Source organism: Cytobacillus firmus NBRC 15306 (assembly GCF_001591465.1).
GTDB classification, from domain to species: domain Bacteria; phylum Bacillota; class Bacilli; order Bacillales; family Cytobacillaceae; genus Cytobacillus; species Cytobacillus firmus.
In genome coordinates, this window is record NZ_BCUY01000032.1 from 1 (window position 1) to 22,637 (window position 22,637).

The window sequence follows — 22,637 nt, forward strand, 5'->3', positions numbered from 1 at the left end:
GACATCAACTATTTTCTCCTCGCTGTCAAAAATTATAATTCCATCTTTTGAGTGAGAGAAAAGATTATATCCAGGCGAATTGCCGTTAGCCAATATATTCTTTTCCTTTTCCAAAGTCTCAATCCTGGCATAGAGTCTCCTGATTTCCTGATTCATAATGACCACTCTATTTCCTCCTATTGGGATTTGCAATTAATTAAATATTTCTACAAAATCAGATTAAAACCTTTAAATCTCAGAGAAAAATGGCTAAAATAATTTTTATATTAAGGGCTTTGGATAGAAAGGAAGAGACATACCCTATCACGAGTATGCCTGGATTTTACAGTTTAAATTTTGCAATCATCTCATTTAATTGTTCTGCCAATTGCAACAGAGACTGTGCATTATCTGATATTTCCTCCATTGAATGATTAGTCTGAGCCATTGATGCGCTCGTTTGTTCGATGCCTGCAGCAGATTCCTCAGATACTGCGGCAATATTGCCAATGGACTGATTCATATGTGAAGAATTAATTGAAACTTGCTCGAGGCTGCGGGAAATGTCGCTGACATTGGTGGACATTGAGTTAACTGCCTCATAAATTTTCTGGAATGTTTGTCCTGTCAGTTGAATTTGCTCCGTTCCTTTTTCAACCTGAACATAGCCTGTTTGAAGTGACACGGCTACACTGTTCGACTCTGCTTGAATACCTCCGACAATCTTGGTGATATCTGAAACCGAATAGGATACCTGCTCAGCCAGCTTCCTCACCTCATCTGCCACGACTGCAAAACCTCTTCCGTGCTCACCGGCTCTGGCAGCTTCAATTGCTGCGTTTAATGCGAGCAGGTTAGTCTGGTCAGCAATTTCCTTTATAACCTTAACTAACCTTGAGATTTGTTTGGTCTGATCATCCAGTCCATTAACCTTGTCCACAGACGACTTCATAATCTGATTAATTAATCCCATTTGTTCCTGGGATTCTTTCATAAGCTTGTTTCCATCCTCAGTAAGCGATAACACCTCAGTGGAAGCACTCTTGATTTCATCCCCGCTGTATGCTGCTTCTTTTACTTTTTCCAGGTACTCGTCCATCAATAAAGACAAACGTGTTGCAGAGCCAGCCTGATCCTCAACTCCTCCTGAAAGCTCCTGCATGGTTGAAGCAACCTGCTGACTGGCTGCTTTCACTTCATTTGCAGCAATATTCAGTTCTCCGCTTCTTTCTGTAACATATCCAGAAACTGCATTAATTTCCTGAATCATTGTCTGCAGTTTTACTTTCATGGAATTCATGGCTCTGCTAAGCTGTGCTACCTCATCATTACCCTCATATTCCACTGAATCCGCATTGAGGTTTCCTTTTGCTATTTCATTTGAGAACTGTACGATCGAAGTTAATTTCTTTGAAATAATACGTCCTATAAAAACAATACTTGCGATTCCAAGGAAAGCGGAAACGATTATTGAAATGCCAAGTACTATCAAAGTTAGAATAAGACTGGATTTTGCAGAAGATACTGCCTTTTGCTGGTCCTCTTTCATCATGCTGCTAAGGGTATTCAATTTTTCAACCGTTTCAGAAATAATATTATCTGCCTGCAATTTCCCAAGCCTATATTCTCTTTCATGCTGAAGTTTGACTTTTGGCTCAATAACGTCATGAAATAAACTGGTGATTTTTTGATCGTTTTCATCAATTTGCTTAAAAAGGTCTTTGGATTTCGCATTGTTGAGATCCGGCGAAATCTCCTTCTTTAATTTATTAAATTCCTCTGTCAGCTGGTCAAATGTCTTTAAATGTTTAGGATTGGAGTCAATGATAAAGTTTCCAATCGTGCTCCCTTTATGGTGAAATGTGGCCGCTGATTCACTAATTATAATGGCTTTTTCTCCAGAATCCTTAACAATCTCCAGTTTTGAGCTGGCAATTGTAAGCAGAAAAAAAGTAAGGACTGTTGAAACTGTGAATAGACCAATGGTCACAAAAAGAGCAACCCCATATTTCTGGCCAAGCTTCAGGTTCTTCCACCAGCTTGTGCCGGCAATTTTATTAAAAAACTTGCCTATATCAAACTTTTTAGACTTAGATGAGGCTTTTCGTTCCTTCTTTCCTGATTTGAATTTCCTTACCCCTTTCAAATTACTTCCCCCTTTGTGATTTAAACCAGATGCGAACAATTGAACTAGTTTATTTATGATTCTTTTTTACTATTCTTTCAATTCATTATAATAGAACAAAAAAGACATTTGAAGATTATTTTTCCAATTTATTTTAATCTGGCACTTCTCAGGGGCTTTCCCCTTTATGATTTTTTTCCTGGGAAGCGCAGCTTTTTAAAGATTGGCAGACTAAATTAACTGCTACCATTTATCTGAAACAAAAATGACAATCAGTTCAAGAATTTTGAAACAGGCTTGCAAAAAGATTTCTCAGCCTTATAATATATGAGTTGGATGGCCGTTTTTTTATACAACAGAGTTTTAATTATTATGTTACAGTTATTTCAGAACTTTTTTAATTTACTTTTTCTGTAAATAAAACCTCCTATTTACACGAGAAATGAAGTTTGCTTCATGTTAAAGTGGGTAAAGACATAGAGAATATTTTTTTGGGGGTCTTTAATAGAGGAGGACATATGAAACAACGTGACTTTTACTTCGACAATGCTAAGTTTATCTTGATCTTCTTTGTCGTTTTCGGGCATTTGCTCCGCTCTTTTATTGAAGATAATGAGACAATTTATACAGTATATAAAGTGATTTATACGTTCCATATGCCGGCATTTATATTGGTATCCGGTTTTTTTGCAAAAGGCTTTTATAAAAAAGGCTATATAAAGAAAATTGCCAAAAAGCTTATACTGCCGTATATCATTTTCCAGGTTATTTATTCCGTTTTTTATTACTTTTTATATAATAAAGGCACCTTTGAGCTGGATCCTTTTAACCCGCATTGGTCATTATGGTTCCTGATCAGCATGTTCTGCTGGAATATCATGCTTTTATTCTTCGCAAAGTATAAAGCGGTTTACTCCCTCGCAGCTGCCTTTATCATAGGGCTTGCTGTTGGATATGCTGATTGGATTTCAAACTATTTAAGTTTATCAAGGACGTTTGTGTTCTTCCCTTTATTTTTATTGGGATACTATTTAAAGAAAGAGCATTTATATGCTCTATTCCAGCCGAAGTTCAGGATTAGTGCGTTCGCTATTTTTGCTGTGGTCTTTATCGGCTTTTATCTTTACCCTGAAGTGGATTACAAATGGCTGCTTGGGTCGAAGCCATACACTGAAATGGGGGCAGCATCCATTGGAGCAGTTTTTATGAGATTGGGCTTTTATATCCTAAGCCTAATTATGGTATTTAGCTTCTTTGCTTTCGTACCGCGCAAACAATATTTCTTTACTAATTTAGGGAAGAATACACTTTATGTCTATCTGCTGCATGGGTTCTTTGTTCGGGTATTCAGAGAAAGTGATATACAGGGCTTTTTCACTAAACCGGAAAACTTCCTGCTGCTTGCCGGCATATCACTGCTGCTGACCTTGCTTCTCTCAAGCAAACTGATTACATCATTTGCACAGCCTATCATTGAACTGAAGACATCACAGCTTAAGAAGCTGAAAGATAGATCAAGGGCATATGCGAGATTTTATCGTAAAAAACTTACAAGTTAGATCAGAAACCGGTCATGTCTTAATGGCCGGTTTTACTTTAAGCATAACCATTGACCATTTTTGATTATGGGATTATAATAAGTAACTGTACTTCACACAATATAATTATGCCAACATGTCTCAGTAGCTCAGCTGGATAGAGCGACAGCCTCCTAAGCTGTAGGTCGTGAGTTCGAATCTCGCCTGGGACGCTACAAAAGAAAAGCGCAAAACCCTTTTATATCAAGGGTTTTGCGTTTTTTATTCTATTTAATTTGAGTAGTCATAAACCTTTGAATTCCAAGTTTTGGGTCGGTTTGGGGTTGGAACGAAATTTTTTCCTAATTAACTGCTCCAGGCCTCTTAATTTCTACAGTTATATTTGGCATTATCTTTAGTGCAGAGTACTTCTCACTTAATTCTTCATTGCTTAAATGAGTATATTTCCTTAAACTTTTTATTTTTCTTCCAATTCCTATGGGATCTGTTTCTAAGATTTTTAATTCCTCAAGAATTTTCTCGAATTCATTATTAAGTTCTTCACCAATCAAGCGCTCTAATTTTCTCGTTGATTCTTTATCAATTATGGAAGCGGATGGCTGAATTTCTATTATTGAAACTGAAATAGACGCGTTTAAGTTTACTATTTCATTATTAACTACCTCAATTTCTCCCTGATAATTGATAGGGTGTAAGGTTATTTTATACTTTTCATTTTCTGCATTCTCAGAGATAAGCACTCCAGTTTTCTCTAATTTATCAGAAGGTATCGTTAAGGTTAAATCCCCTAAGAAAGCATTGTTGTTAGTGAATAATTTTATGTAGAAGGTTTTAATTAAAGAGATAGAATCAACCATTTTATCATCCTTGAATAATGCTACTCCTTCTATAAAAGGTGCTTCACCTTTAATATTTTTTATAATAGGCAGCGTAGGATCAATGCCGCTCTCATATAATGCGGAAATAAAGTCATGCAAGTTAGAGTTTATTAACATTTCTTTTTTCTCATGTTTGTCCAGTAACTGATACATATAAGAACCCATTTCCGGAAACTCCTCATATTCTTTACTATTTATCGTTTCCTCCGACTTGTCTGTGATCGCTAAGAATATGAAGGGATTTATCCTGGTGTCCCTCAGCATTGTATCAAGAAATGAAAATAACCCTTCCTCGGCAATTTGCTTATCAAATAGGATGGTTCTTAATTGTCCAGAGGAAATGTCATGGCTTGTTTGCTGCTCCAGCCTTTGTCGAATTTCTTTACTGGTAGAACCCTCAGCTGAAATGGTAGTACTTGTCTTTCCCTGTGAACGGTCAAATTGCAAAAGACTAATTGTGCCTTTGTAAGTCTCATCATCAAGTAAGTCAAAACCAAGAATAGTTGAAATACCCTGCATCTCGATTATTTTGCTTGGAGGGACACAAGATGTACAGATAAGGGTACTAACCAAAATAAAGAATCTTAATTTCATTATTTCAACTCCCCTTATGAACGACCAACGATTTTTGATTTAATGGTAATGATGCCATATAAAACTACAGGGTATACAAACCATAAAAAAAATCCAATTTGAGCAACTTTATCTATAAAATAATCATTATCAACTCTTTTGGTGATAAAAAAACTGCAGATAAAAATGATAATTGAAATTATCCATATTCCATATTTCTGCTTTATGCGAAAAATCTGTTTAACACCATTAGAAGATAAAAATAACGAAATACACAAGTTAGGAAAAATTACGATTATCCATATTGAAACTACTATAAATTCAAAGCGCTCAATAAACGGAAAACGAATAGTACTGATAATGCTGACAAATGGCCAGATATTCACCTCTAATTCTTTTGAGCTAAAAAACAATATAGAGAAAATGGTAATGATTAAAACAAGAAATGTTGTAAACCATACTGCCAGTTGACTGTATAAGTGTACTTTATTTTTCTCCTTGAAAAATGGAAAAAGAAAAAGTAACGCCTCGAAGCCTAACATTGTATAAGTACTTTTGTAGACTCCATTCATAATTTCAGTCGGACTAGTCGATAAAATGGGTAATATTCTATCGAGATTTAAACTTTGAAGAGGTTGATACAATACGAATAACATCCATATGAAAATAATAAAAGATAAAAAACAAATACCAGCAACAACTCTGAATCCGCCAGACACACCATAAATTGTTATCAAAACTAATGACAGGACACCGACCCATTCATAGAGACCTTCATAACCCCACGTAAGTGATAGTTCAACATAACTTATGGTGATTGAATAATGAACTGCCATAAAGTAAACGACAATTACGACATTAATGATGCTGCCAAACATACGTCCAAATAAATTTTCATGTATTTCAAATAGCGTACGATTTTCATTCTGTTTAAGTATGGATATCATTATCCAAGTTATAAAGCTAATTGCTATACCAGACAGTAAAACCGAAATCCAAGCATCTTTCTTAGATTCTAAGTACACGATCCTCGGAGCTCCAAGGATACCCATACCAAATTGAGATGTGTGTATAATAAAAAAGGCCATAAAGGCATTGACAATGGCATTTGACTTCATTTTCCACCTCAAATTTCATGTGAATTTGAACTTTTTATTACCTCTCCCTTATTCGAATTGTATCTTTTGGGCGATTGACTACAGGGCGTTTGGTATAAAAATGGTGGGGGAGCCGAAATAGAAAGTATTTAAAATCCTCCTTTCTGAACGGATATAATGGCGCAAGATAGGGCTTATTTAAAGACGTAAGCTTTAACAAATGAACCATTAGTATACAAACACTAATCATAATCCCATTCAAACCCCATAAACCAGCCAAAATAATACATGGAAATCTTGCTATCCGAATCGCAGTACCCATTTCATAAATAGGAGCCAGAAAAGCCCCTAAGGCACTGAAGGCAACAATAATAATTAAAATATTACTTGTTAATCCTGCCTCAACTGTAGCTTGGCCTACAACAATTCCTCCAACAATCCCCATTGTTTGACCTACTTTAGAAGGGAGTCGTGCACCAGCTTCTCTAAGTAATTCAATTAATAATTCAAGTAAAAGAGCTTCTAATAAAGGTGGAAAAGGAACTTGTGAGCGCGATTGTCCTATTATAATCAACAATTTAGAAGGTATCAGTTCAAAATGATAGGTCATTGTAGCTACATAGAATGCAGTTAAAAATAAAGATACTATCATAGCAAAAATTCGAGTAAATCGTATAAATGTACTTAGCGACCATCTTAAATAGATATCTTCTGTTGATTCAAAGAACGAAAAAAAGTTAGCTGGCCCAATAATAGCTACTGGACTGCCATCCATAAATACACCAATTCTTCCGTTCAAAATCGAGTAAATAAATCGATCGGGTAATTCTGTTAATAGAAGCTGCGGAAAAAATGTATAGTGATCGTCTTCTAGGCATTGCGCTAAAACTGAACTGTCATTAATATTATCTGGTTTTATTTTTTCTAATCTTTCTTTAAGGTTATTTAGTGTTTCATCATTTGCTATATCTTTTATATATACGATTCTTACTTCCTTCTTAACACGTTCCCCAATTGTTAAGCTATCAGTACACAAATTATAATCATTAAGGTTTTGCCTGATAATCTTGATATTTGATGATAATGACTCTGTAAAGGATATCTTAGGTCCATATACTAATGATTCTGTTTCTGCCTTCTCAATTGATCTTTCAAGAGTATTATTGCAATTTACCATAAAACCTTTTTTCTCATTTAAGAAATAAATATAAGAAAATCCTTTTAAAAGAGATGAGATGAACTCATTCTTTTCGTTTTCAGTTTTTATTTCCTCAATTGGTATGTTATTAACCAAATAAGTGTAATTTAAGTGTTTTTCTGGAATTGTTTGCATGTATTTAATAACATATTCATTTAGGACTTCCTGATTTATTAAATTCTTCATAAAAACGATTTGAATAGTTTGCCTTCCTAATTCCATTTTTCTACACATCAAATCTGGCGAGTCATTAAGTATGGTTCTTATTTCCTGATAATCCAGGAAGACATTTTTGCTTTTCATTTGTAACCTACCCTTTAATCATTTCTTTTAGTTTTTGTTTCAGGGAAGAATTTATACGCAGTAGCAGAAAACACGCGTTAAAATATTTAGATCAATTTTAAATTTTTCACAATTAATACACAAGGACTCTCCTTACACCTAGCCAATTATTGTCAGGAGAGGGATAAAATTGATAAGCTCAAAGGCATTAATCCTCATTGCCATGTTTGTAAGGAGCAATTAAAAGTAGGTGTTCGTGTTGTGATGGATAGAACCTTAAAAGGAGTTATACACACTACATGCAACAACCTACCGCAAATGGAAATAGAAGATCAGGGTTGATTCGAAGAAGTAGTCTTAAGAAATCAATTGTGGCTAAATCAATAAATCATATGGTATTACATTAAAATGAAATTACTGGATGAAATTAAGCGACTTTACTACGATGAAAAAATGTCACTAAGGCAAGTAGCCGGTATAGTTGGAATCCAAGCAAAAACGGTGATTAAATACCTAAACAAAAATACTGCAGGTACAAGAGAAATGAAATTAGCATGCCAACTGTTTCAGATATTATACGAAGAAAGACCTGGAAGCACATATAAAGCCCCTCACAATTTAGAAGGACTTTTATACTTTTTTGCTAATTCACTATTATTAAGTATCATTTAGTTCTCCTAACCATTCCTTTTTTGAGTATTATAAATGTACTTTACCATCTGCATAGTTTTAAGACCCAAGGCTGTAATAATTAGGGTATATATTGTTGTTAAAAGTATTGCAGAATATCCTAAATATGTAATGTTGCCTGTTGTTTTAGAAAATCTCAAAAGGTCCACTTCCTTTGTATGATATTGTATTATAATGTTCCCACCATAAAAGCTTCTATGTATTACAAAATTCTTTTATCAAATTCTTCATATGTGAAGCCCCTCTCTAGTGAGAAGGGCTTTAAACTGATAGCCTAACCGGGAACTATAATTTCCCCTGTCTTTTATTTCTATCAAGGTCAAAAACCAGACAATGAATCCAAACCTAACGGTACTCACTACAATTCCATCACCTGCTGCCACGGAGGGGTGGATATTTCTTAACTACGCTCACTTGACACGTAAGCGCTGTCCCACATAAATAGTATAGTTTTCATCGAGATTGTTCCAATCCCGGATCTGCTGAATTGTGCTCCCATAGGTTCTGCTTAAAGAATATACAGTATCTCTAGATACAACAGTGTGGTAGACCGCTGAACTCTTCTTAGGAAGATTAAAACTCTTCACAATCCCTTTCACATGACCACGAGCAAGATTTTCAATAAAAGTGCTTGATTTTAATTTAGCTGCGTCACTTGCATTATCGATAAACCCATTTTCAGTTAGTACTGCCGGCATGCTTGTTTCCCGCAAAACATGAAAGTTTGCCTGCTTTTTACCACGATCATAAAAATCAACCAGCTTAATTATTTCAGCATGAATATTATTTTGATATGTGGTCGTAGGTGCTCCAACTCCAGGATAAACATAATCTTCATATCCTGTTCCCCCGCCTGCATTAATGTGGACCGACAAAAAGAAATCAGCTCCCCATGCATTGGCTGCATTCGTGCGCTCTGATAAAGATACGGTTTGGTCACCAGTTCGGCTCATTCGGATTGAAACATTATCATATTCAAGGGTTAAAATATCTTTTATACGTGTGGCGATTTGAAGTGTTAAACTCTTTTCCTGAAGACCATTTCCTACCGCACCTGGATCTGTGCCGCCGTGACCTGGATCAATAAAAAGTTTGACCATATTTAATCACCTCTAATAATATTTTTATTCGCAAATCTATTAACTGCTTGTACTGCTGTCCTTCCTTTCACATGACAAACACCCCTTTCAAGGCATAAGAAAAGCCACCGAAAAGGGCAGCTTATTTTGGCCTTTGATAACGTTTAGCTTGTTGGCTATCCTCGATTCCCCTTGTTGTTGGATCATTCAAAGCATTCCACACACTCACCATGATCAGCAGTAAAACATATGGATTTGAAAAAGCTCCGGCCAGTAAATAAAAAACAGAACCCCATGTAGTGAGGTCCTGTGCGGTTAATCCGTAATAACCAAGTATTGGTGCAAAAAAGGCTAGAAATAATTGTGCAAGAAACACAGGATTTTTAAAGCGAACCTTCCAATTTATCAATTTATTGTCCTCCTCTTAAAACGTTATAAAAAATAGCGATTGCTCCCCCGATAATACCGGTGCAAATCGCTGTAATAATAGCTCCTGTAATTGTTCTTTTGATCCATGTTGTATTTTCATCAATTTTATTGAGCTTTTCATTTATGGAAGTAATTTGCTGATCATGCCTATCTGTCACCCTTTCCAATTTGTTAACTCGAAACTCTATATCTTTTATATCACCTTTCAGCTCAGCAATTTCTTGATTATATGCGTTTACTGATACCGCCTTAAAGATTTTCCCCTGGAACTTAGCACATTTTGGCCGTGCACCCATATGTGAACTGACTTCTACTAAATCTGCTCCATATTCATCCATTCGAGCAAATTGCATTTCATTAGCAACACTGTTTGACATTGACCTTGTAACCATAGATACATAAGCTTCCGTTGACATTTTAGCCCCATCTTTACGTATTAGAGCAGGAACACCATGTTCTGCCCATCTTGCAGCTGTCTCTGCCAGCGCTTGTCTGGGTGTTTTTGTCCCTGCTATAACTTTTCGTGTTGTTTCATTCAATATGGTTAGATATATTTGCTGAGACTGATCTAACATTGTTGTATTTATCAGGTTGAAAGTTTCCCTTGCTTGCCTTTGAAAAGACAATAAGACCCCTTCAAGAACTGGGCTTTCTTTAGGTAAAGGTGGTTGTAGCAAGATGCCTTGAGTAACAGCTTCTATTAGTTCCATTTCCGATTCCGTAATAGCTTCATAGCCGGCTTCTTCAAGGTGTAGGTCGTGAGTTCGAATCTCGCCTGGGACGCTACAAAAAAAACGCCAACAAAAGTTTGGCGTTTTTTCTCGTTTATGATGTCAGGCGCTTCACATATTATAAATCATCTATAACAATATAAGCAGCCTTAACAGGCCCATGGACTCCCACAACGAGGTTCATCTCAATATCTGCTGAATTGCTTGGTCCGGTTATGAAGTTAATGCATGAAGAAGCCAGCTCCCCTCTGCTCACTCGTTCCCCGATAATCCTGGCAGCCTGTGTCATGCGAGGGACAAGTGTGCTTTTCGGAATAAGGATAATGGAAGCAGCAGGCAGAAAACTGATTGACCGTCCATGGTCTCTGCTGCTGAACAGGACTGCTGTTCCGGATTCAGCCAGAGTAATTTCACTGATGGTAATGCCGATATTTGCCTTTTCTGCGTAATCAACATTAATTTCTCCAGCAGAATAATCCCATTCATATACTTCCACATTCTCTTTTGGCCAGATTTCCCCAAATAGCTGCGTAAGCCCAAACTGTCTATAACGGTCATCCTTCCAGGTTACAACTGGACCCCCTCCGTACTGGGCTGCAATCTCTTTAAGAGTTTCCGGCAAATTGGCGGCTTTGGTTACAAGAAGGTCAGTGTGTATTTTCGTGCACTGTGTTTTTAAAGCTTCCAGAAGCTCATCTGAATCTGCTTCTTTAAAGATGGAATCCTGAGGATTATAGCTCCATTTTGGCCTTTCAACTCCAGAAATTCTCTTTTCCCTGCCCAGTCTGCCTGCAATTTTATTTAAAAAAGCGTCCCGATTATGAATAGTTCCGTTCACTGCTGTCCGCCTCCTTTTGGCCGGTTTTTGAACCAATCGCGAAATCTTTCTTTATTAGGAGCAGGAAAATCCCTGATTTCTGTCCAGGCCTTTAAAGGCCCCGGTCCCTTTATAATTTTGTCGCCAGCTGTAAATGGATTCATGGCTGCCGGTGCCAGCTTAGACCCCAGTTTATAAAGGGAAGGTGAAGCGGCGCCCAGTCCAAAGGCCTTCATGGTCATCTTTTCCGATATAGGAGCCCTTCCTTCTTTTTCGACAATTACCTGCCGGTGTCTGTGAAGCAGCTCATGCAGAGGGATTTTGACTGGACATGCTTCTGTACAGGCTCCGCAAAGGGTGGATGCATAAGGCAATTCCTTATAATCATCATAGCCGCCTAAAAGGGGTGAAAGAACCGCTCCGATCGGGCCTGAATAAATAGATCCGTAGGAATGCCCTCCAACATGCCTGTACACTGGACAAACATTCACACATGCAGCGCAGCGGATACATTGAAGAATGGACTGAAACTCCCCTCCTAAAATCGATGAGCGGCCATTGTCCACAATGACGAGATGAAATTCCTCGGGGCCATCAACATCAAGTTCTTCTTTTGGACCAGTCAAAACAGTTATATAACTCGTAAGCTTTTGTCCAACCGCACTCCTTGTCAGCATGCTGACAAGCACTTCCATTTCCTCGTATGTCGGGACCAGCCTTTCCATGCCCATTACGGTAATTTGTGTCTTAGGCAAGGCTGTGACAAGATCTGCATTGCCTTCATTAGTCACTAATGTGATTGAACCGGTTTCAGCCACAGCGAAGTTACAGCCCGTAATGCCAACATCGGCGGTTAAGTATTCATGGCGGAGCATTTCTCGCGCATGCCAAGCAAGCTCTTCCGGCTTTTCTGTATTCTGATAGCTTAGTTTTTCTGCAAATACATCCCGAATCTGCTCTTTATTCTTATGAAGGGCTGGCGCCACAATATGTGATGGCGGGTCATGGTCGTCCACCTGAAGAATGTATTCCCCCAAATCAGTTTCAATCACCTGGCACCCCGCCTCTTCCAAGGAGGCATTTAAGTGGATTTCTTCCGTTACCATCGATTTTGATTTAACCACTTTTCTTGCGTTCTTCTTTTCAATTACTTCCCTTATATAGGCAGAGGCTTCTTCACCAGTTTCAGCAAAGTAAACGTGCCCTCCCCTTTTAGCAACATTTTCGCTGAGCTGGTATAAGTAAAAATCAAGATTTTCAAGTACATGCTGGCGAATTTCTTCTGATAGCGAACGCCATTCTTCCCAATTTCCAAGTTCTGCGGCAGCATCAAGTCTTCTAGTCTGAAGCCTTTCCTGTGCACCTGACACTGCCCCTCTCATAAAGGAATTGTTTATTCCGGAATCTACACGATCCTTAAAGTCGTTTGTTCCTATTTTCATAGCCATAACTATTCCTCCTGTAACATAGCATGTCCATTAATTTGTCAGCGGCAATTCAACACTTCAGCAATATGCATAACTCTTATGGGTTTTCCCTGCCTTCCAATCCTGCCTCCAATATTCATCAGGCAGCCTGCATCAGCTCCAATAAGAATTTCCGCTTCAGTCTCCTCTATATGCCCAACCTTTTCATCTACCATTTGCTCCGATATTTGAGCCATTTTCACGGAGAAAGTACCTCCAAAACCGCAGCATTGCTCTTTGCCTGGAAGCTCTTCAAATTCAAGGCCCTTCACATTTTTCAATAGTCTCATGGGAGCTTCTTTAACTCCAAGGAGCCGGGTCATATGGCAGGATGTATGATAGGTGGCCTTCCCATTTAAACTCGCCCCGACGTCGTCCACATTTAGAACTTCAACGATAAATTGAGTAAGTTCGTATGTTTTCTCTGCCAGCTTTTTTGCTTTGGGTTCCCATACAGAGTCTTCTTTAAAAACCTGCGGATACTCATGAAACATATAGGCGCAGGATCCGGAAGGGGAAACAACATATTCTGCATGTTCAAATGCCGAGATCATCCTTTTCATGGCTTCCTTCGATTCCTTCACATAGCCGCTGTTGTAGGCAGGCTGGCCGCAGCAGACCTGTGCTTCCGGGAAATCTATTTCACACCCCAGCCGCTCGAGCAGTTCAACTGCTGCCTTGCCTGCATTTCCCTGAAACATATCTACCAGACATGTTGCAAAAAGACTTACCTTCATCTCTATTCCCTCTCCCAGCTAATTATTTTATTTTCTATTATTTTACTATAGTTATAATCCAAATTGTTGTATTTTTATAAATATTATAATAATTATCATTGTTTATCTTCTCTAACATATGTCAATGTTTTACTTCCTTTTTTTCAGTCAAAAATATGATACAATTATATGATGTTTAAGTTGCTAACAAGGGAGTTCAGAAATAAATGAAAGTTATCGCCAGTACGCTTAATGCCAAATATATTCATACAAATATAGCGATCCGGTATCTCAAGGCATACGCTCAGCCTGATTTCGATGTGGAATTAGCCGAATATACAATTAAAGATCCGGTAATGAATATCGTTACAGATCTGGTCCGCAAAAAGCCTGATGTGATCGGATTCAGCTGTTATATATGGAATATCGAGGAAACCATTAAGGTCATTAAGATGATTAAAAAGATTGATCCCTCCATTCATATTGTAGTCGGAGGACCAGAAGTGACTTATGATGTTGCTGATTGGATGAACAATGTACAAGAATTTGATTACATTGTCATCGGAGAAGGTGAGGAAACCTTCAAACAGCTGCTGAATGAGCTGAACAGCACCATGAATATGGAAAATGTGCATGGTCTTGCTTTCAGGGAAAACGGCCAGGTTCGTATTAATCCACAGCGGAATAAGCTGGACTTGCGCGATCTGCCTTCACCATTCCGCTTTGAAGAAGATATTCCCCACCTTTCTAAACGTGTCACTTATATAGAAACCAGCCGGGGATGTCCATTCAGCTGCCAGTTTTGCCTTTCCTCTATTGAAGTAGGTGTGCGGTACTTTGACAGGGAAAAAATTAAGGACGATATCCGATATTTAATGAAGAATGGTGCAAAAACGCTAAAATTTGTTGACCGCACATTCAATATTAGCCGCAGTTATGCCTTGGAAATGTTCCAATTTTTGATTGATGAGCATCTGCCGGGGACTGTCTTTCAATTTGAGATCACCGCAGATATTATGAGACCTGAGGTAATTGAATACCTGAATAAGGAAGCACCACGAGGATTATTCCGATTTGAAATTGGCGTACAGTCGACAAACGACTATACAAATGAATTGGTCATGAGGAAGCAGAATTTTGACAAGCTTTGCCGAACAGTTACAATGGTAAAGGATGGAGGAAAAATCGATCAGCATCTCGACTTAATTGCCGGACTGCCTGAGGAAGATTATGATTCATTCAAAAAAACATTTAATGATGTATTTGCCATGCGGCCGGAAGAGCTCCAGCTCGGCTTCTTAAAAATGCTGAGAGGCACCGGTCTTCGCTTAAGGGCAGAAGATCATCAATATATTTATATGGACCACTCACCATATGAAATACTGGGAAATAATGTTTTGTCCTTCGATGACATCATTCGCATAAAACAGGTCGAAGATGTGTTAGAGAAATATTGGAATGACCATAGAATGGATGCAACTGTTGAATATTTGGTTACAAAAGTTTTTCCGACTCCTTTCGATTTCTTCCAGGAATTCGGCAGTTATTGGGAGCAAAAAGGATGGTCCAGAATTGGGCATCAGCTTGAGGATCTTTTCAAACGCCTTTTTGAATTTCTGCAATCAAAAGAAATTGCTGATTTGGATATAGCAGAAGGACTAATGAAGTTCGATTATATTTCAAAACAAAAATATAAGCCCAGAAAACCATGGTGGCAGCCAAGCTTTGAAAAATCTGAAAGATCGAAGCTTTATCAGTCTCTGCTCGAAAACCCAAACCAGCTGGGAGAAAACTTCTTAACCCTCCAGCTGAATGAAAAAGAAATATACAAACATACCTTAAGTGAAAGATTATCCTTTGATATCGAAAGGTATATTAATGAGGGAATAATAGAAAAGAAAGACTCTGTTCTTCTTGCCTATTTCGATTCAAGCTCAGAAACAGTCTCTATCTTTTCGGGTCCTTTACAATAACGAAGAAACCGGCAGAAATCTGCCGGTTTTTTAGCATTTATCCCGATCTTTCATTTTATCTTTATCACGGTTCATAAATGGCTGCTCATAAAGTTTTCCAGCATTTATATCACCAAACTCCATACCGAATTCTACATTGGCCGAGCCATTTTGCCGGCCTTTTTTTCGTGGTTTATTATGATCCACTTAGGCTCTTCCCTCTCTCCCATGCTTGGAGTTGCGGTTAGCCATTTTCATGGGATTCTCTCCCTGGCTGAATTCTGCTGAAAACTCTGATTCCTGAAGGTTCTTCTTAGGCGTTTTGCTGTATTTTTCAACGGCATTATACTCAGCTTTTCGTTTGGCCATCCCAATCTCCTCCTGAAATATATTTCCTAGTGCTAATCCATTTTCAGGTTTAACACAGCTTTATCTTTAGTAAAAAACACGGTTTCATTCCTATCTGAGTCTTCCTTATTTTACAATCATAAATTTTACTGCGGTGCAAAAAATAGAGTAAAAAGGAATGAGCGATATGACTAATAAAAAGAATAAAGATAACAAAAGCATTGGCATTGACGAGACACTTCCACATCAAATTGAAGCTCCGAGCTTTAAAGACACAGGCATGAAGCTTCAGCCTCCTTTCAAGAATTCTTTTGGCGTAACGATCGGGGACAGTCATTATTCCTCAAACAGTTCACCGCTGGAAAACTGGAGTGATGAAACAGACCCTGCAGTTATAGCTGGAGACGAATGGATTCATCCAACAAATGATATCGGCTGGAATACAACAGAAAACAAAGAACTCCTTGAAAGCAAAAAACCGCCTCAAGCCTACCCATTCATGCATCCTACTAAAGATGTCAGCCGCGGGACGGATTAATAAGAAAAGCCCAAGCGCATAGGCGATGGGTATAGACAAAAAAAGCAGTCCGGAATTAATCTTCCGGGCTGCTTTTTATCCAATAATAACTCGCTCTTTAGGATAATGAAAATTAGGCTGTTTTTCTTTGCCGCCTATAATAAATAAGAAAGAAGTTAATCCAATTCTTCCAATAAACATTAAGGCCATTATGATACATTTCCCAATCATTGATAATTCAGGTGTGATTCCTAACGAAAGACCCGTAGTACCAAAAGCTGAACAGACCTCGAAAATAATTTCAATAAGCTCCATCTGCTTTTCTGTAATGCTTAGAATAACTACAGAGAGAAAACACATTCCAATAGCAAGCAATGTGATGGCAAGGGACTTCAGAATATCATCTTCATGAATTTCTCTTTTAAATATTTTTATATCCCGGTTTCCTTTGGCAAAGTGATAGATAAAAAGGATATTCACAGCAAAGGTAGTCGTCCTGATGCCCCCGCCGACAGAACTCGGTGACGCCCCGATGAACATTAAAATACTCATTATGACGAGTGTAGGCATTGTAAACTCGTTAACATCCATGGTTGAAAGACCGCCGCTCCGGGTGGTAGCGGATTGGAAGAATGCATAAAAGAAGCTTTCATGCCAGTTCATGCCTTTAAAATATTGATTAAATTCCATGATGAGCAAAATAACCGTTCCAAACACAAGAAGTGCTGCATACGTAACAGTCGTCAATTTAGAAAATAAGGAGAATCGAAAAGATGGCTCCTGACCCCATTTATTCCGAAATAAAAATTGCTTTAATTCGATAAGAACAGGAAAACCTATAGCGCCTAACGTAATCAGAATAATATTGATCAGCTGCACGAAATAATCGCCGGCATACGGTTTAAGAGAGGCTCCTGTTATATCCATGCCTCCGTTGGTTGTTGCACTGACCGATGCGAACAGCGCATGCAGGAATGCATCATCCCATGCCGGATAATATTTGAGAAAATGAAAACCCAGTATGAGGGCACCCAGGGTTTCAATCACCAATATTATTTTAATGATTTCTTTCACTAAATTGACTAGTCCTGACAAGGCATATTGATTATGATCGACCATTATGAGGCGGCGCCCTCTTAAACCAATCTTGCGGCCCAGCAGGAGCCAAAAGAAGGTGCCCAGCGCCATGATCCCTATTCCGCCAAATTGAAGGATGAACATGATGACAAAATAACCAAAAACACTGTATGTTTCTGATATATCAACCACAGACAGACCAGTCACACTGACAGCACTGACAGCAGTGAAAACCGTATCAATAAATGCAACCTCCACTCCTGGTTTATGTACAGCTGGTATTCTTAATAAAAGTACCGATACAGATACTGCCAATAAATAATATCCGGATATTACTTGGGCAGGTGTTAGTTTATCCAGCCAGCTTCTTACGTCTTTCCACATATCATACCTGTCCCCTTCAAAATTTTTCTAACCCTTATCATAATGAATATACCCGGTTTTTAAAAGGGATATTATAAAATTCGCAGGAAGTTTTTTATTTATATATAATAAAATCAAAAACAAAAGGGAGATTTGATATGCTGCTGCCTGATCTGGCTGAAAAAATCATAGCTGAAGTGCGTCAGTTTCTTCAGGAAGATATCATTGTTGCCAATACCTGCGGAGTGATCATTGCAAGTACAGACGCTGGCAGAATAGGCAATTTTCATGAAGGAGCATTACTTACTATAAAACATAAAGAAAAGCTGATTATAACCAGGAAGGATCAATCACGTCTTCAGGGTGTTAAAGCGGGCATTAACCTGCCGATCTTTTTTAAAGGGGAAACAGTTGGTGTTATTGGCATTACCGGAAATCCCGATGAAATTTCCCCATTCGCAGAAATCATCCGCAAACTAACAGAATTGTTTATCAGCGAAAGTTACTTTGCAGAGCAGCTCGATTGGCAGGCCCGTGCAATGGAAGGTTTTATGTTTGACTGGCTGCAGACTAAAGAGTGGGATCCCGCATTCAAGGAACGTGCTCACCTGCTGAAAGTAAACCTCTCAGTGGATAGGCAGGCATCTATCGCTGAATTCAGGCACCATAGCCAATTGCTTCATCGTGATCTTTGGAATAGAATTTTATCCTGGAAAGAAGCAGGTCCAAATGATATTCTGATTCGCTGGGGCAACGATCGAATTGTCCTTTTAGCCGGGGTTCCTTCAGCAGAAAAAGAACGCAGCATAAGGGAAAAAATCATACGCTTCCATCGTTATCTGGAAAACCTGCTCGCTGCCAAAGTAAGTATCGGCACCGGTAAACCCTTGCCTCCTTTCAGTCTGTCCGAATCATTTATTCAGGCAGAACGAGCTTTAAAAATCGCAAAAGACCGGGGCCCCATTATATTTGATCAGGATTTGACCATTGAAATGATATTTGATGACCTTTCTCCGGAAACTAAGAAGGACTTTATAGAAAGAACGATCGGCACATTTTTGTATGAAGAGGATCTTATGGTTACCCTTAAGGAGCTATTCCGGCAAAATCACTCTTTGAAAAATACTGCTGAGGCCCTGCATATACATATTAACACCCTTCATTACAGACTCAAGAAAATATCAGACCTTTCAGGACTGTATACCTCAAATTTGAATGATTTAATGAAATTATTCATTGCTGTAAAGCTTTTAGAGGAAGGTACAAAAAATAATTAAGACAAACCTTAATATTTGTATAATTATCTATAGCAGGGGGTTCCCTGTTTTTTTTATACTTAAAGAATAGATATTGCCAGGCTGCTATTAAAGGAGAGGATCTATTTGGTTGACGTTCAAATAAAAGAAAAATTAACTGCCATTGTTGGCGCAGAAAATTATGATGACTCAAAAGCCGGTCGCCTTGTTTATTCTTATGATGCAACTCCCAATTTCCAATCGATGCCCGATGCGGTGATCAGCCCGCGAAACGCTCAGGAAATTTCCCAAATCCTCAAAATTTGCAGCAGCAGAGGAATTCCAATCGTACCAAGAGGATCAGGCACAAATTTATGTGCAGGCACCTGTCCTACAGAAGGCGGGATTGTACTCCTGTTTAAGCATATGAATAAAGTCATTGAAATCGATGAAGAAAATCTTACGGTTACAGTACAGCCCGGTGTCATCACGCTTGACATGATTAACCAGGTTGAAGCAAGAGGGCTATTTTATCCTCCTGACCCAAGTTCAATGAAAATAAGCACAATCGGCGGAAACATCAATGAAAATTCAGGCGGACTGCGCGGATTGAAATATGGTGTTACCAGGGACTATGTGATGGGACTGGAAGCTGTACTTGCGAACGGAGAAATTATCAGAACGGGCGGCAAGCTTGCAAAGGATGTGGCAGGATATGATTTTACCAGGCTGCTGGTTGGATCTGAAGGAACTTTAGCGATTATTACGGAAGCCACATTGAAGTTAATTCCGCTTCCCGAAGCAAAAAAGACAATGCTTGCTCTCTTTCAGGATCTGGAACAAGCTGCGAAATCTGTCTCAAAGATCATCGCAGACAAAATCATTCCGGCCACGCTTGAATTTTTAGATCAGCCAACACTAAAAGCAGTAGAGGATTTCGCTCAAATCGGTTTGCCAACTGATGTTAAAGCTGTACTTCTTATCGAACAGGATGGGCCGGTTGACGTTGTGGAAATGGATATGCAAAAAATGGCTGAAATCTGTCAAAAGCAAGGAGCTGTATCGGTACAGCTCGCAAAATCTGAACAAGAAGCCGAAGCCTTAAGGACAGCAAGACGTGCCGCATTATCGGCTCTTGCACGCCTAAAGCCGACAACCATTCTTGAAGATGCTACAGTGCCAAGATCTGAAATTGCCAATATGGTAAAAGCCATAAATGAAATTTCCCAAAAATACGGGCTCTCCATCTGTACCTTTGGCCATGCCGGTGATGGAAACCTGCATCCGACATGCCCTGCAGATGCCCGCGATAAAAATGAAATGGAACGGGTTGAAAAAGCTTTTGAGGAGATTTTCATCAAGGCGATAGAACTTGGAGGAACTATAACAGGAGAACATGGAGTAGGAGTCATGAAAGCTCCTTATCTTGAACTGAAGCTGGGCCAGGCAGGGATTAATGCCATGAAAGCGGTAAAGACTGGTTTAGACCCCAATAATATTCTCAATCCCGGGAAAATTTTTGCCAAGGACAACAGAAAACGTGTGGTGGTTACACAATGACAACATTAAAAGAACAGGCAATCATACAGGAAGAATTTGCGAAGCGAATGGATGAAGACGAGCTCCTGAATTGCATGCGCTGTGGCTTTTGCCTCCCTTCTTGCCCCACTTATGTCGAGTCAGGCTTTAAAGAAGCTCACTCCCCAAGAGGGCGGATTGCATTAATGAAAGCTGTTGCTGACGGATTGATTGAACCGGATGAAGATGTAGAGAGATCTCTTGATCTTTGTCTGGGCTGCCGGGCATGCGAGCCTGTATGTCCTTCAGGGGTAAAATATGGACACTTGCTGGAAGAAGCGAGGGATATTATTAATCAGAATAAGAAATACTCACTTCCGGTCAGAGCGGTTCGCAATTTTGTCTTTAATGGGCTTTTTCCCCATCAGAACAGAATGAGGGCAGCTGCAGGGCTATTGGGCTTTTATCAGCGTTCAGGCCTGCAATCGGCCGCCAGAAAAACAGGAATGCTGAATTGGCTTCCAAAAAACCTCAGTGCAATGGAAAAGGTACTGCCTCAAGTACCAAAATTAAAAGAAATGAAAAATAGGCCATCATATCTCTCAGCAGATAAGCCAGTAAAAATAGCCGCTTTTTTTACCGGGTGCTTAATGGACACGATGTTCCTGGAAACGAATAATGCGACAATAAAACTTCTCCAGCTTGCCGGATGTGAAATTCATATCCCTCAAAATCAAGCTTGCTGTGGTGCTCTTCACGGTCATAGCGGTGAAAAACAGACAGCTAAGGATCTGGCAAAGCGGAACATAGAAGCTTTTGAAAAACTGGACACAGACTATATCATTACAAATGCAGGGGGATGCGGGGCATTCCTTATTGACTATGGCCACCTGCTTAAAGATGACCGGGAATGGCATGAAAGAGCTGTAAAGTTTTCGGAAAAACTCAAAGATATCAGCCAAATTCTATATGAACTTGAATTTCATAAAAAAGTTCATCTTGAGCTGCCGGGGCAGATCGTAACCTATCAGGATTCCTGCCATTTGCGCAATGTCATGAAAACCTCCATAGCACCTCGTACCCTTCTGAACTCAATCAGGGGCATTGAATTCAGGGAAATGAAAGATGCAGACAGATGCTGCGGTTCTGCAGGGATTTATAATATTGTTGAATCTGAAATGTCTATGCAAATACTTGATCATAAAATGATTCAGGCCAAGTCAGCAAATGCTGCAGTAATTGTTGCCTCTAATCCAGGCTGTCTTCTGCAGATGAAGCTGGGGATCGAACGGGAAGGTTTGCAGCATAAAATTAAAGCAGTTCACATCGCAGACATCCTATTAGAGGCTGCCTGTGAAAAATAAACATTCTGCTTATGCCGAAATATTACCACTTATGAAAACCCCTTTTTAATTCATACTACAAATACAGAGGGATGGTAACTCTGTAAGACCAATAATAAGGAGTTGAATACAATGGCAAGAAGCAGCAATAAGCTTTTAGTTCCTGGTATTGAACAATACATGGACCAGGTTAAATATGAAATTGCCCAGGAATTTGGTGTTCAATTAGGCTCTGATACGGTATCCCGGGCTAATGGATCTGTAGGCGGAGAAATTACTAAGCGGCTTGTCCAGCAAGCTCAGGCCCAAATGTCCGGCCAGAATAATCAATAATAACTTAATATAAATGGAAAAAGTCCGGAGCATGCTCCGGACTTTGCTTTTATCGATTTCCTTTATCATTATGCTTCCCTTGATTGTTTCCTCTGCCTTTATTAGGATTGTCACTAATTTTCTGGTTTTTCTCATGACCATTCCCGCCTCTGTTTTTCCCTTTATCTTTTTCTTCGGGACTTCTTTCAGGGTTATTTCTGTTTTCATTAGACTTATTATTTTTTTTTCGCTTGGATGATTTGGATGTTTTTGGGCTTTGACCTTATTTCCCTGATCTTTTTTTCCTTCTTTATCGTGTCTTTTTTCATGATCATTTCCATTATTGTTTTTCCCGCTGTTATTCTGCTGGTTTT

Annotated in this window: 21 protein-coding genes and 1 tRNA gene; 9 read left to right on the forward strand and 13 right to left on the reverse strand. The window is 38.9% G+C overall.

The features are described 5' to 3' along the window. Window positions 1–322: 322 nt before the first annotated feature. On the reverse strand, window positions 323–2,125 hold the full coding sequence (locus tag BFI01S_RS10900) for a methyl-accepting chemotaxis protein (protein WP_061792648.1): 1,803 nt from the start codon (window positions 2,123–2,125) through the stop codon (window positions 323–325). A 497-nt stretch (window positions 2,126–2,622) separates the two neighbouring features. On the opposite strand from BFI01S_RS10900, the gene BFI01S_RS10905 reads away from it, so the two are divergent. Both BFI01S_RS10905 and BFI01S_RS10910 read left to right on the forward strand, forming a co-directional pair. Further along, window positions 2,623–3,663 (forward strand): acyltransferase family protein, encoded by a 1,041-nt coding sequence (locus tag BFI01S_RS10905; protein WP_061792649.1) that lies wholly within the window; start codon window positions 2,623–2,625, stop codon window positions 3,661–3,663. A gap of 117 nt (window positions 3,664–3,780) precedes the next feature. After that, window positions 3,781–3,854: transfer RNA gene (locus BFI01S_RS10910), tRNA-Arg, on the forward strand. A gap of 129 nt (window positions 3,855–3,983) precedes the next feature. Here the strand turns inward: BFI01S_RS10910 and BFI01S_RS10915 are convergent. The 3 genes from BFI01S_RS10915 to BFI01S_RS10925 are packed head-to-tail and all read right to left on the reverse strand — an operon-like array spanning window position 3,984 to window position 7,691. After that, window positions 3,984–5,114 (reverse strand): Ger(x)C family spore germination protein, encoded by a 1,131-nt coding sequence (locus tag BFI01S_RS10915; RefSeq protein WP_061792650.1) that lies wholly within the window; start codon window positions 5,112–5,114, stop codon window positions 3,984–3,986. 14 nt (window positions 5,115–5,128) lie between these two features. After that, window positions 5,129–6,211: a GerAB/ArcD/ProY family transporter gene (locus tag BFI01S_RS10920; RefSeq protein WP_061792651.1), complete on the reverse strand. Its 1,083-nt coding sequence runs from the start codon at window positions 6,209–6,211 to the stop codon at window positions 5,129–5,131. A gap of 37 nt (window positions 6,212–6,248) precedes the next feature. Next, window positions 6,249–7,691 (reverse strand): spore germination protein, encoded by a 1,443-nt coding sequence (locus BFI01S_RS10925; protein WP_061792652.1) that lies wholly within the window; start codon window positions 7,689–7,691, stop codon window positions 6,249–6,251. Between the two features lie 387 nt (window positions 7,692–8,078). Here BFI01S_RS10925 and BFI01S_RS10930 point away from each other — a divergent pair, with 387 nt between their 5' ends. Further along, on the forward strand, window positions 8,079–8,342 hold the full coding sequence (locus BFI01S_RS10930; RefSeq protein WP_061792653.1) for a hypothetical protein: 264 nt from the start codon (window positions 8,079–8,081) through the stop codon (window positions 8,340–8,342). A 428-nt stretch (window positions 8,343–8,770) separates the two neighbouring features. On the opposite strand, the gene BFI01S_RS10935 is transcribed toward BFI01S_RS10930, so the two are convergent. The 6 genes from BFI01S_RS10935 to BFI01S_RS10965 all read right to left on the reverse strand — a co-directional run bounded on the left by BFI01S_RS10935 (window position 8,771) and on the right by BFI01S_RS10965 (window position 13,619). Further along, complete coding sequence (locus BFI01S_RS10935) at window positions 8,771–9,460, reverse strand: N-acetylmuramoyl-L-alanine amidase (RefSeq protein WP_061792654.1); 690 nt, start codon at window positions 9,458–9,460, stop codon at window positions 8,771–8,773. A 121-nt stretch (window positions 9,461–9,581) separates the two neighbouring features. Beyond that, window positions 9,582–9,848, reverse strand: coding sequence for a phage holin (locus tag BFI01S_RS10940; RefSeq protein WP_061792655.1), 267 nt, complete (start codon window positions 9,846–9,848; stop codon window positions 9,582–9,584). 1 nt (window position 9,849) lies between these two features. Next, a complete protein-coding gene (locus BFI01S_RS24355) occupies window positions 9,850–10,638 on the reverse strand; it encodes a phage minor capsid protein (RefSeq protein WP_268875325.1) in 789 nt (262 codons plus the stop codon). A 79-nt stretch (window positions 10,639–10,717) separates the two neighbouring features. After that, window positions 10,718–11,437 carry a LutC/YkgG family protein gene (locus BFI01S_RS10955; protein ID WP_061792656.1) on the reverse strand — a complete coding sequence of 240 codons (720 nt, stop codon included), beginning with the start codon at window positions 11,435–11,437 and terminating at the stop codon, window positions 10,718–10,720. Then, a complete protein-coding gene (locus BFI01S_RS10960) occupies window positions 11,434–12,864 on the reverse strand; it encodes a LutB/LldF family L-lactate oxidation iron-sulfur protein (RefSeq protein ID WP_061792657.1) in 1,431 nt (476 codons plus the stop codon). Before BFI01S_RS10960 ends, BFI01S_RS10955 begins: the two co-directional genes overlap by 4 nt. A gap of 38 nt (window positions 12,865–12,902) precedes the next feature. Next, window positions 12,903–13,619, reverse strand: coding sequence for a (Fe-S)-binding protein (locus BFI01S_RS10965; RefSeq protein ID WP_061792658.1), 717 nt, complete (start codon window positions 13,617–13,619; stop codon window positions 12,903–12,905). A gap of 206 nt (window positions 13,620–13,825) precedes the next feature. On the opposite strand from BFI01S_RS10965, the gene BFI01S_RS10970 reads away from it, so the two are divergent. Next, window positions 13,826–15,571 (forward strand): B12-binding domain-containing radical SAM protein, encoded by a 1,746-nt coding sequence (locus BFI01S_RS10970; RefSeq protein ID WP_061792659.1) that lies wholly within the window; start codon window positions 13,826–13,828, stop codon window positions 15,569–15,571. Window positions 15,572–15,601: 30 nt separating this feature from the next. Here the strand turns inward: BFI01S_RS10970 and ykzE are convergent, their stop codons facing one another. Both ykzE and ykzP read right to left on the reverse strand, forming a co-directional pair. Further along, window positions 15,602–15,757, reverse strand: a complete 156-nt coding sequence (gene ykzE / locus BFI01S_RS23370; protein WP_169799757.1) for a protein YkzE — start codon at window positions 15,755–15,757, stop codon at window positions 15,602–15,604. Then, window positions 15,758–15,919 (reverse strand): protein YkzP, encoded by a 162-nt coding sequence (gene ykzP, locus BFI01S_RS23375; RefSeq protein WP_166672519.1) that lies wholly within the window; start codon window positions 15,917–15,919, stop codon window positions 15,758–15,760. Between the two features lie 166 nt (window positions 15,920–16,085). Between ykzP and BFI01S_RS10975 the strand changes: the two genes are divergently transcribed. Next, the gene (locus BFI01S_RS10975) at window positions 16,086–16,436 is read left to right on the forward strand and encodes a DUF3905 domain-containing protein (protein WP_061792660.1); all 351 of its coding nucleotides are present in this window, start codon (window positions 16,086–16,088) and stop codon (window positions 16,434–16,436) included. 75 nt (window positions 16,437–16,511) lie between these two features. Here BFI01S_RS10975 and BFI01S_RS10980 read toward each other — a convergent pair whose 3' ends face one another. Further along, on the reverse strand, window positions 16,512–17,876 hold the full coding sequence (locus tag BFI01S_RS10980; protein WP_061792661.1) for a TrkH family potassium uptake protein: 1,365 nt from the start codon (window positions 17,874–17,876) through the stop codon (window positions 16,512–16,514). 137 nt (window positions 17,877–18,013) lie between these two features. Here BFI01S_RS10980 and BFI01S_RS10985 point away from each other — a divergent pair, with 137 nt between their 5' ends. From BFI01S_RS10985 to BFI01S_RS23975, 4 genes are all read left to right on the forward strand, one after another. Beyond that, window positions 18,014–19,132 carry a CdaR family transcriptional regulator gene (locus BFI01S_RS10985; protein ID WP_061792662.1) on the forward strand — a complete coding sequence of 373 codons (1,119 nt, stop codon included), beginning with the start codon at window positions 18,014–18,016 and terminating at the stop codon, window positions 19,130–19,132. A gap of 105 nt (window positions 19,133–19,237) precedes the next feature. Continuing rightward, window positions 19,238–20,650, forward strand: coding sequence for a glycolate oxidase subunit GlcD (gene glcD / locus BFI01S_RS10990; protein ID WP_061792663.1), 1,413 nt, complete (start codon window positions 19,238–19,240; stop codon window positions 20,648–20,650). Continuing rightward, complete coding sequence (locus tag BFI01S_RS10995; RefSeq protein WP_061792664.1) at window positions 20,647–21,972, forward strand: (Fe-S)-binding protein; 1,326 nt, start codon at window positions 20,647–20,649, stop codon at window positions 21,970–21,972. The genes glcD and BFI01S_RS10995 overlap by 4 nt, the downstream gene beginning before the upstream one ends. A 111-nt stretch (window positions 21,973–22,083) precedes the next feature. After that, complete coding sequence (locus tag BFI01S_RS23975; RefSeq protein WP_009331086.1) at window positions 22,084–22,284, forward strand: alpha/beta-type small acid-soluble spore protein; 201 nt, start codon at window positions 22,084–22,086, stop codon at window positions 22,282–22,284. The last annotated feature ends 353 nt before the right edge of the window (window positions 22,285–22,637 follow it).

What these genes read in the sequence shown, in the direction of transcription:
- BFI01S_RS10960 (WP_061792657.1), bottom strand. Translation starts at nt 12,864, where the DNA reads ATGGCTATGAAAATAGGAACAAACGACTTTAAGGATCGTGTAGATTCC.
- BFI01S_RS10935 (WP_061792654.1), bottom strand. Translation starts at nt 9,460, where the DNA reads ATGGTCAAACTTTTTATTGATCCAGGTCACGGCGGCACAGATCCAGGT.
- BFI01S_RS10915 (WP_061792650.1), bottom strand. Translation starts at nt 5,114, where the DNA reads ATGAAATTAAGATTCTTTATTTTGGTTAGTACCCTTATCTGTACATCT.
- BFI01S_RS23975 (WP_009331086.1), top strand. Translation starts at nt 22,084, where the DNA reads ATGGCAAGAAGCAGCAATAAGCTTTTAGTTCCTGGTATTGAACAATAC.
- BFI01S_RS10930 (WP_061792653.1), top strand. Translation starts at nt 8,079, where the DNA reads ATGAAATTACTGGATGAAATTAAGCGACTTTACTACGATGAAAAAATG.
- ykzP (WP_166672519.1), bottom strand. Translation starts at nt 15,919, where the DNA reads ATGGCCAAACGAAAAGCTGAGTATAATGCCGTTGAAAAATACAGCAAA.
- BFI01S_RS10920 (WP_061792651.1), bottom strand. Translation starts at nt 6,211, where the DNA reads ATGAAGTCAAATGCCATTGTCAATGCCTTTATGGCCTTTTTTATTATA.
- BFI01S_RS10995 (WP_061792664.1), top strand. Translation starts at nt 20,647, where the DNA reads ATGACAACATTAAAAGAACAGGCAATCATACAGGAAGAATTTGCGAAG.
- BFI01S_RS10925 (WP_061792652.1), bottom strand. Translation starts at nt 7,691, where the DNA reads ATGAAAAGCAAAAATGTCTTCCTGGATTATCAGGAAATAAGAACCATA.
- BFI01S_RS10970 (WP_061792659.1), top strand. Translation starts at nt 13,826, where the DNA reads ATGAAAGTTATCGCCAGTACGCTTAATGCCAAATATATTCATACAAAT.
- BFI01S_RS10985 (WP_061792662.1), top strand. Translation starts at nt 18,014, where the DNA reads ATGCTGCTGCCTGATCTGGCTGAAAAAATCATAGCTGAAGTGCGTCAG.
- BFI01S_RS10905 (WP_061792649.1), top strand. Translation starts at nt 2,623, where the DNA reads ATGAAACAACGTGACTTTTACTTCGACAATGCTAAGTTTATCTTGATC.
- BFI01S_RS10965 (WP_061792658.1), bottom strand. Translation starts at nt 13,619, where the DNA reads ATGAAGGTAAGTCTTTTTGCAACATGTCTGGTAGATATGTTTCAGGGA.
- BFI01S_RS10975 (WP_061792660.1), top strand. Translation starts at nt 16,086, where the DNA reads ATGACTAATAAAAAGAATAAAGATAACAAAAGCATTGGCATTGACGAG.
- BFI01S_RS10980 (WP_061792661.1), bottom strand. Translation starts at nt 17,876, where the DNA reads ATGTGGAAAGACGTAAGAAGCTGGCTGGATAAACTAACACCTGCCCAA.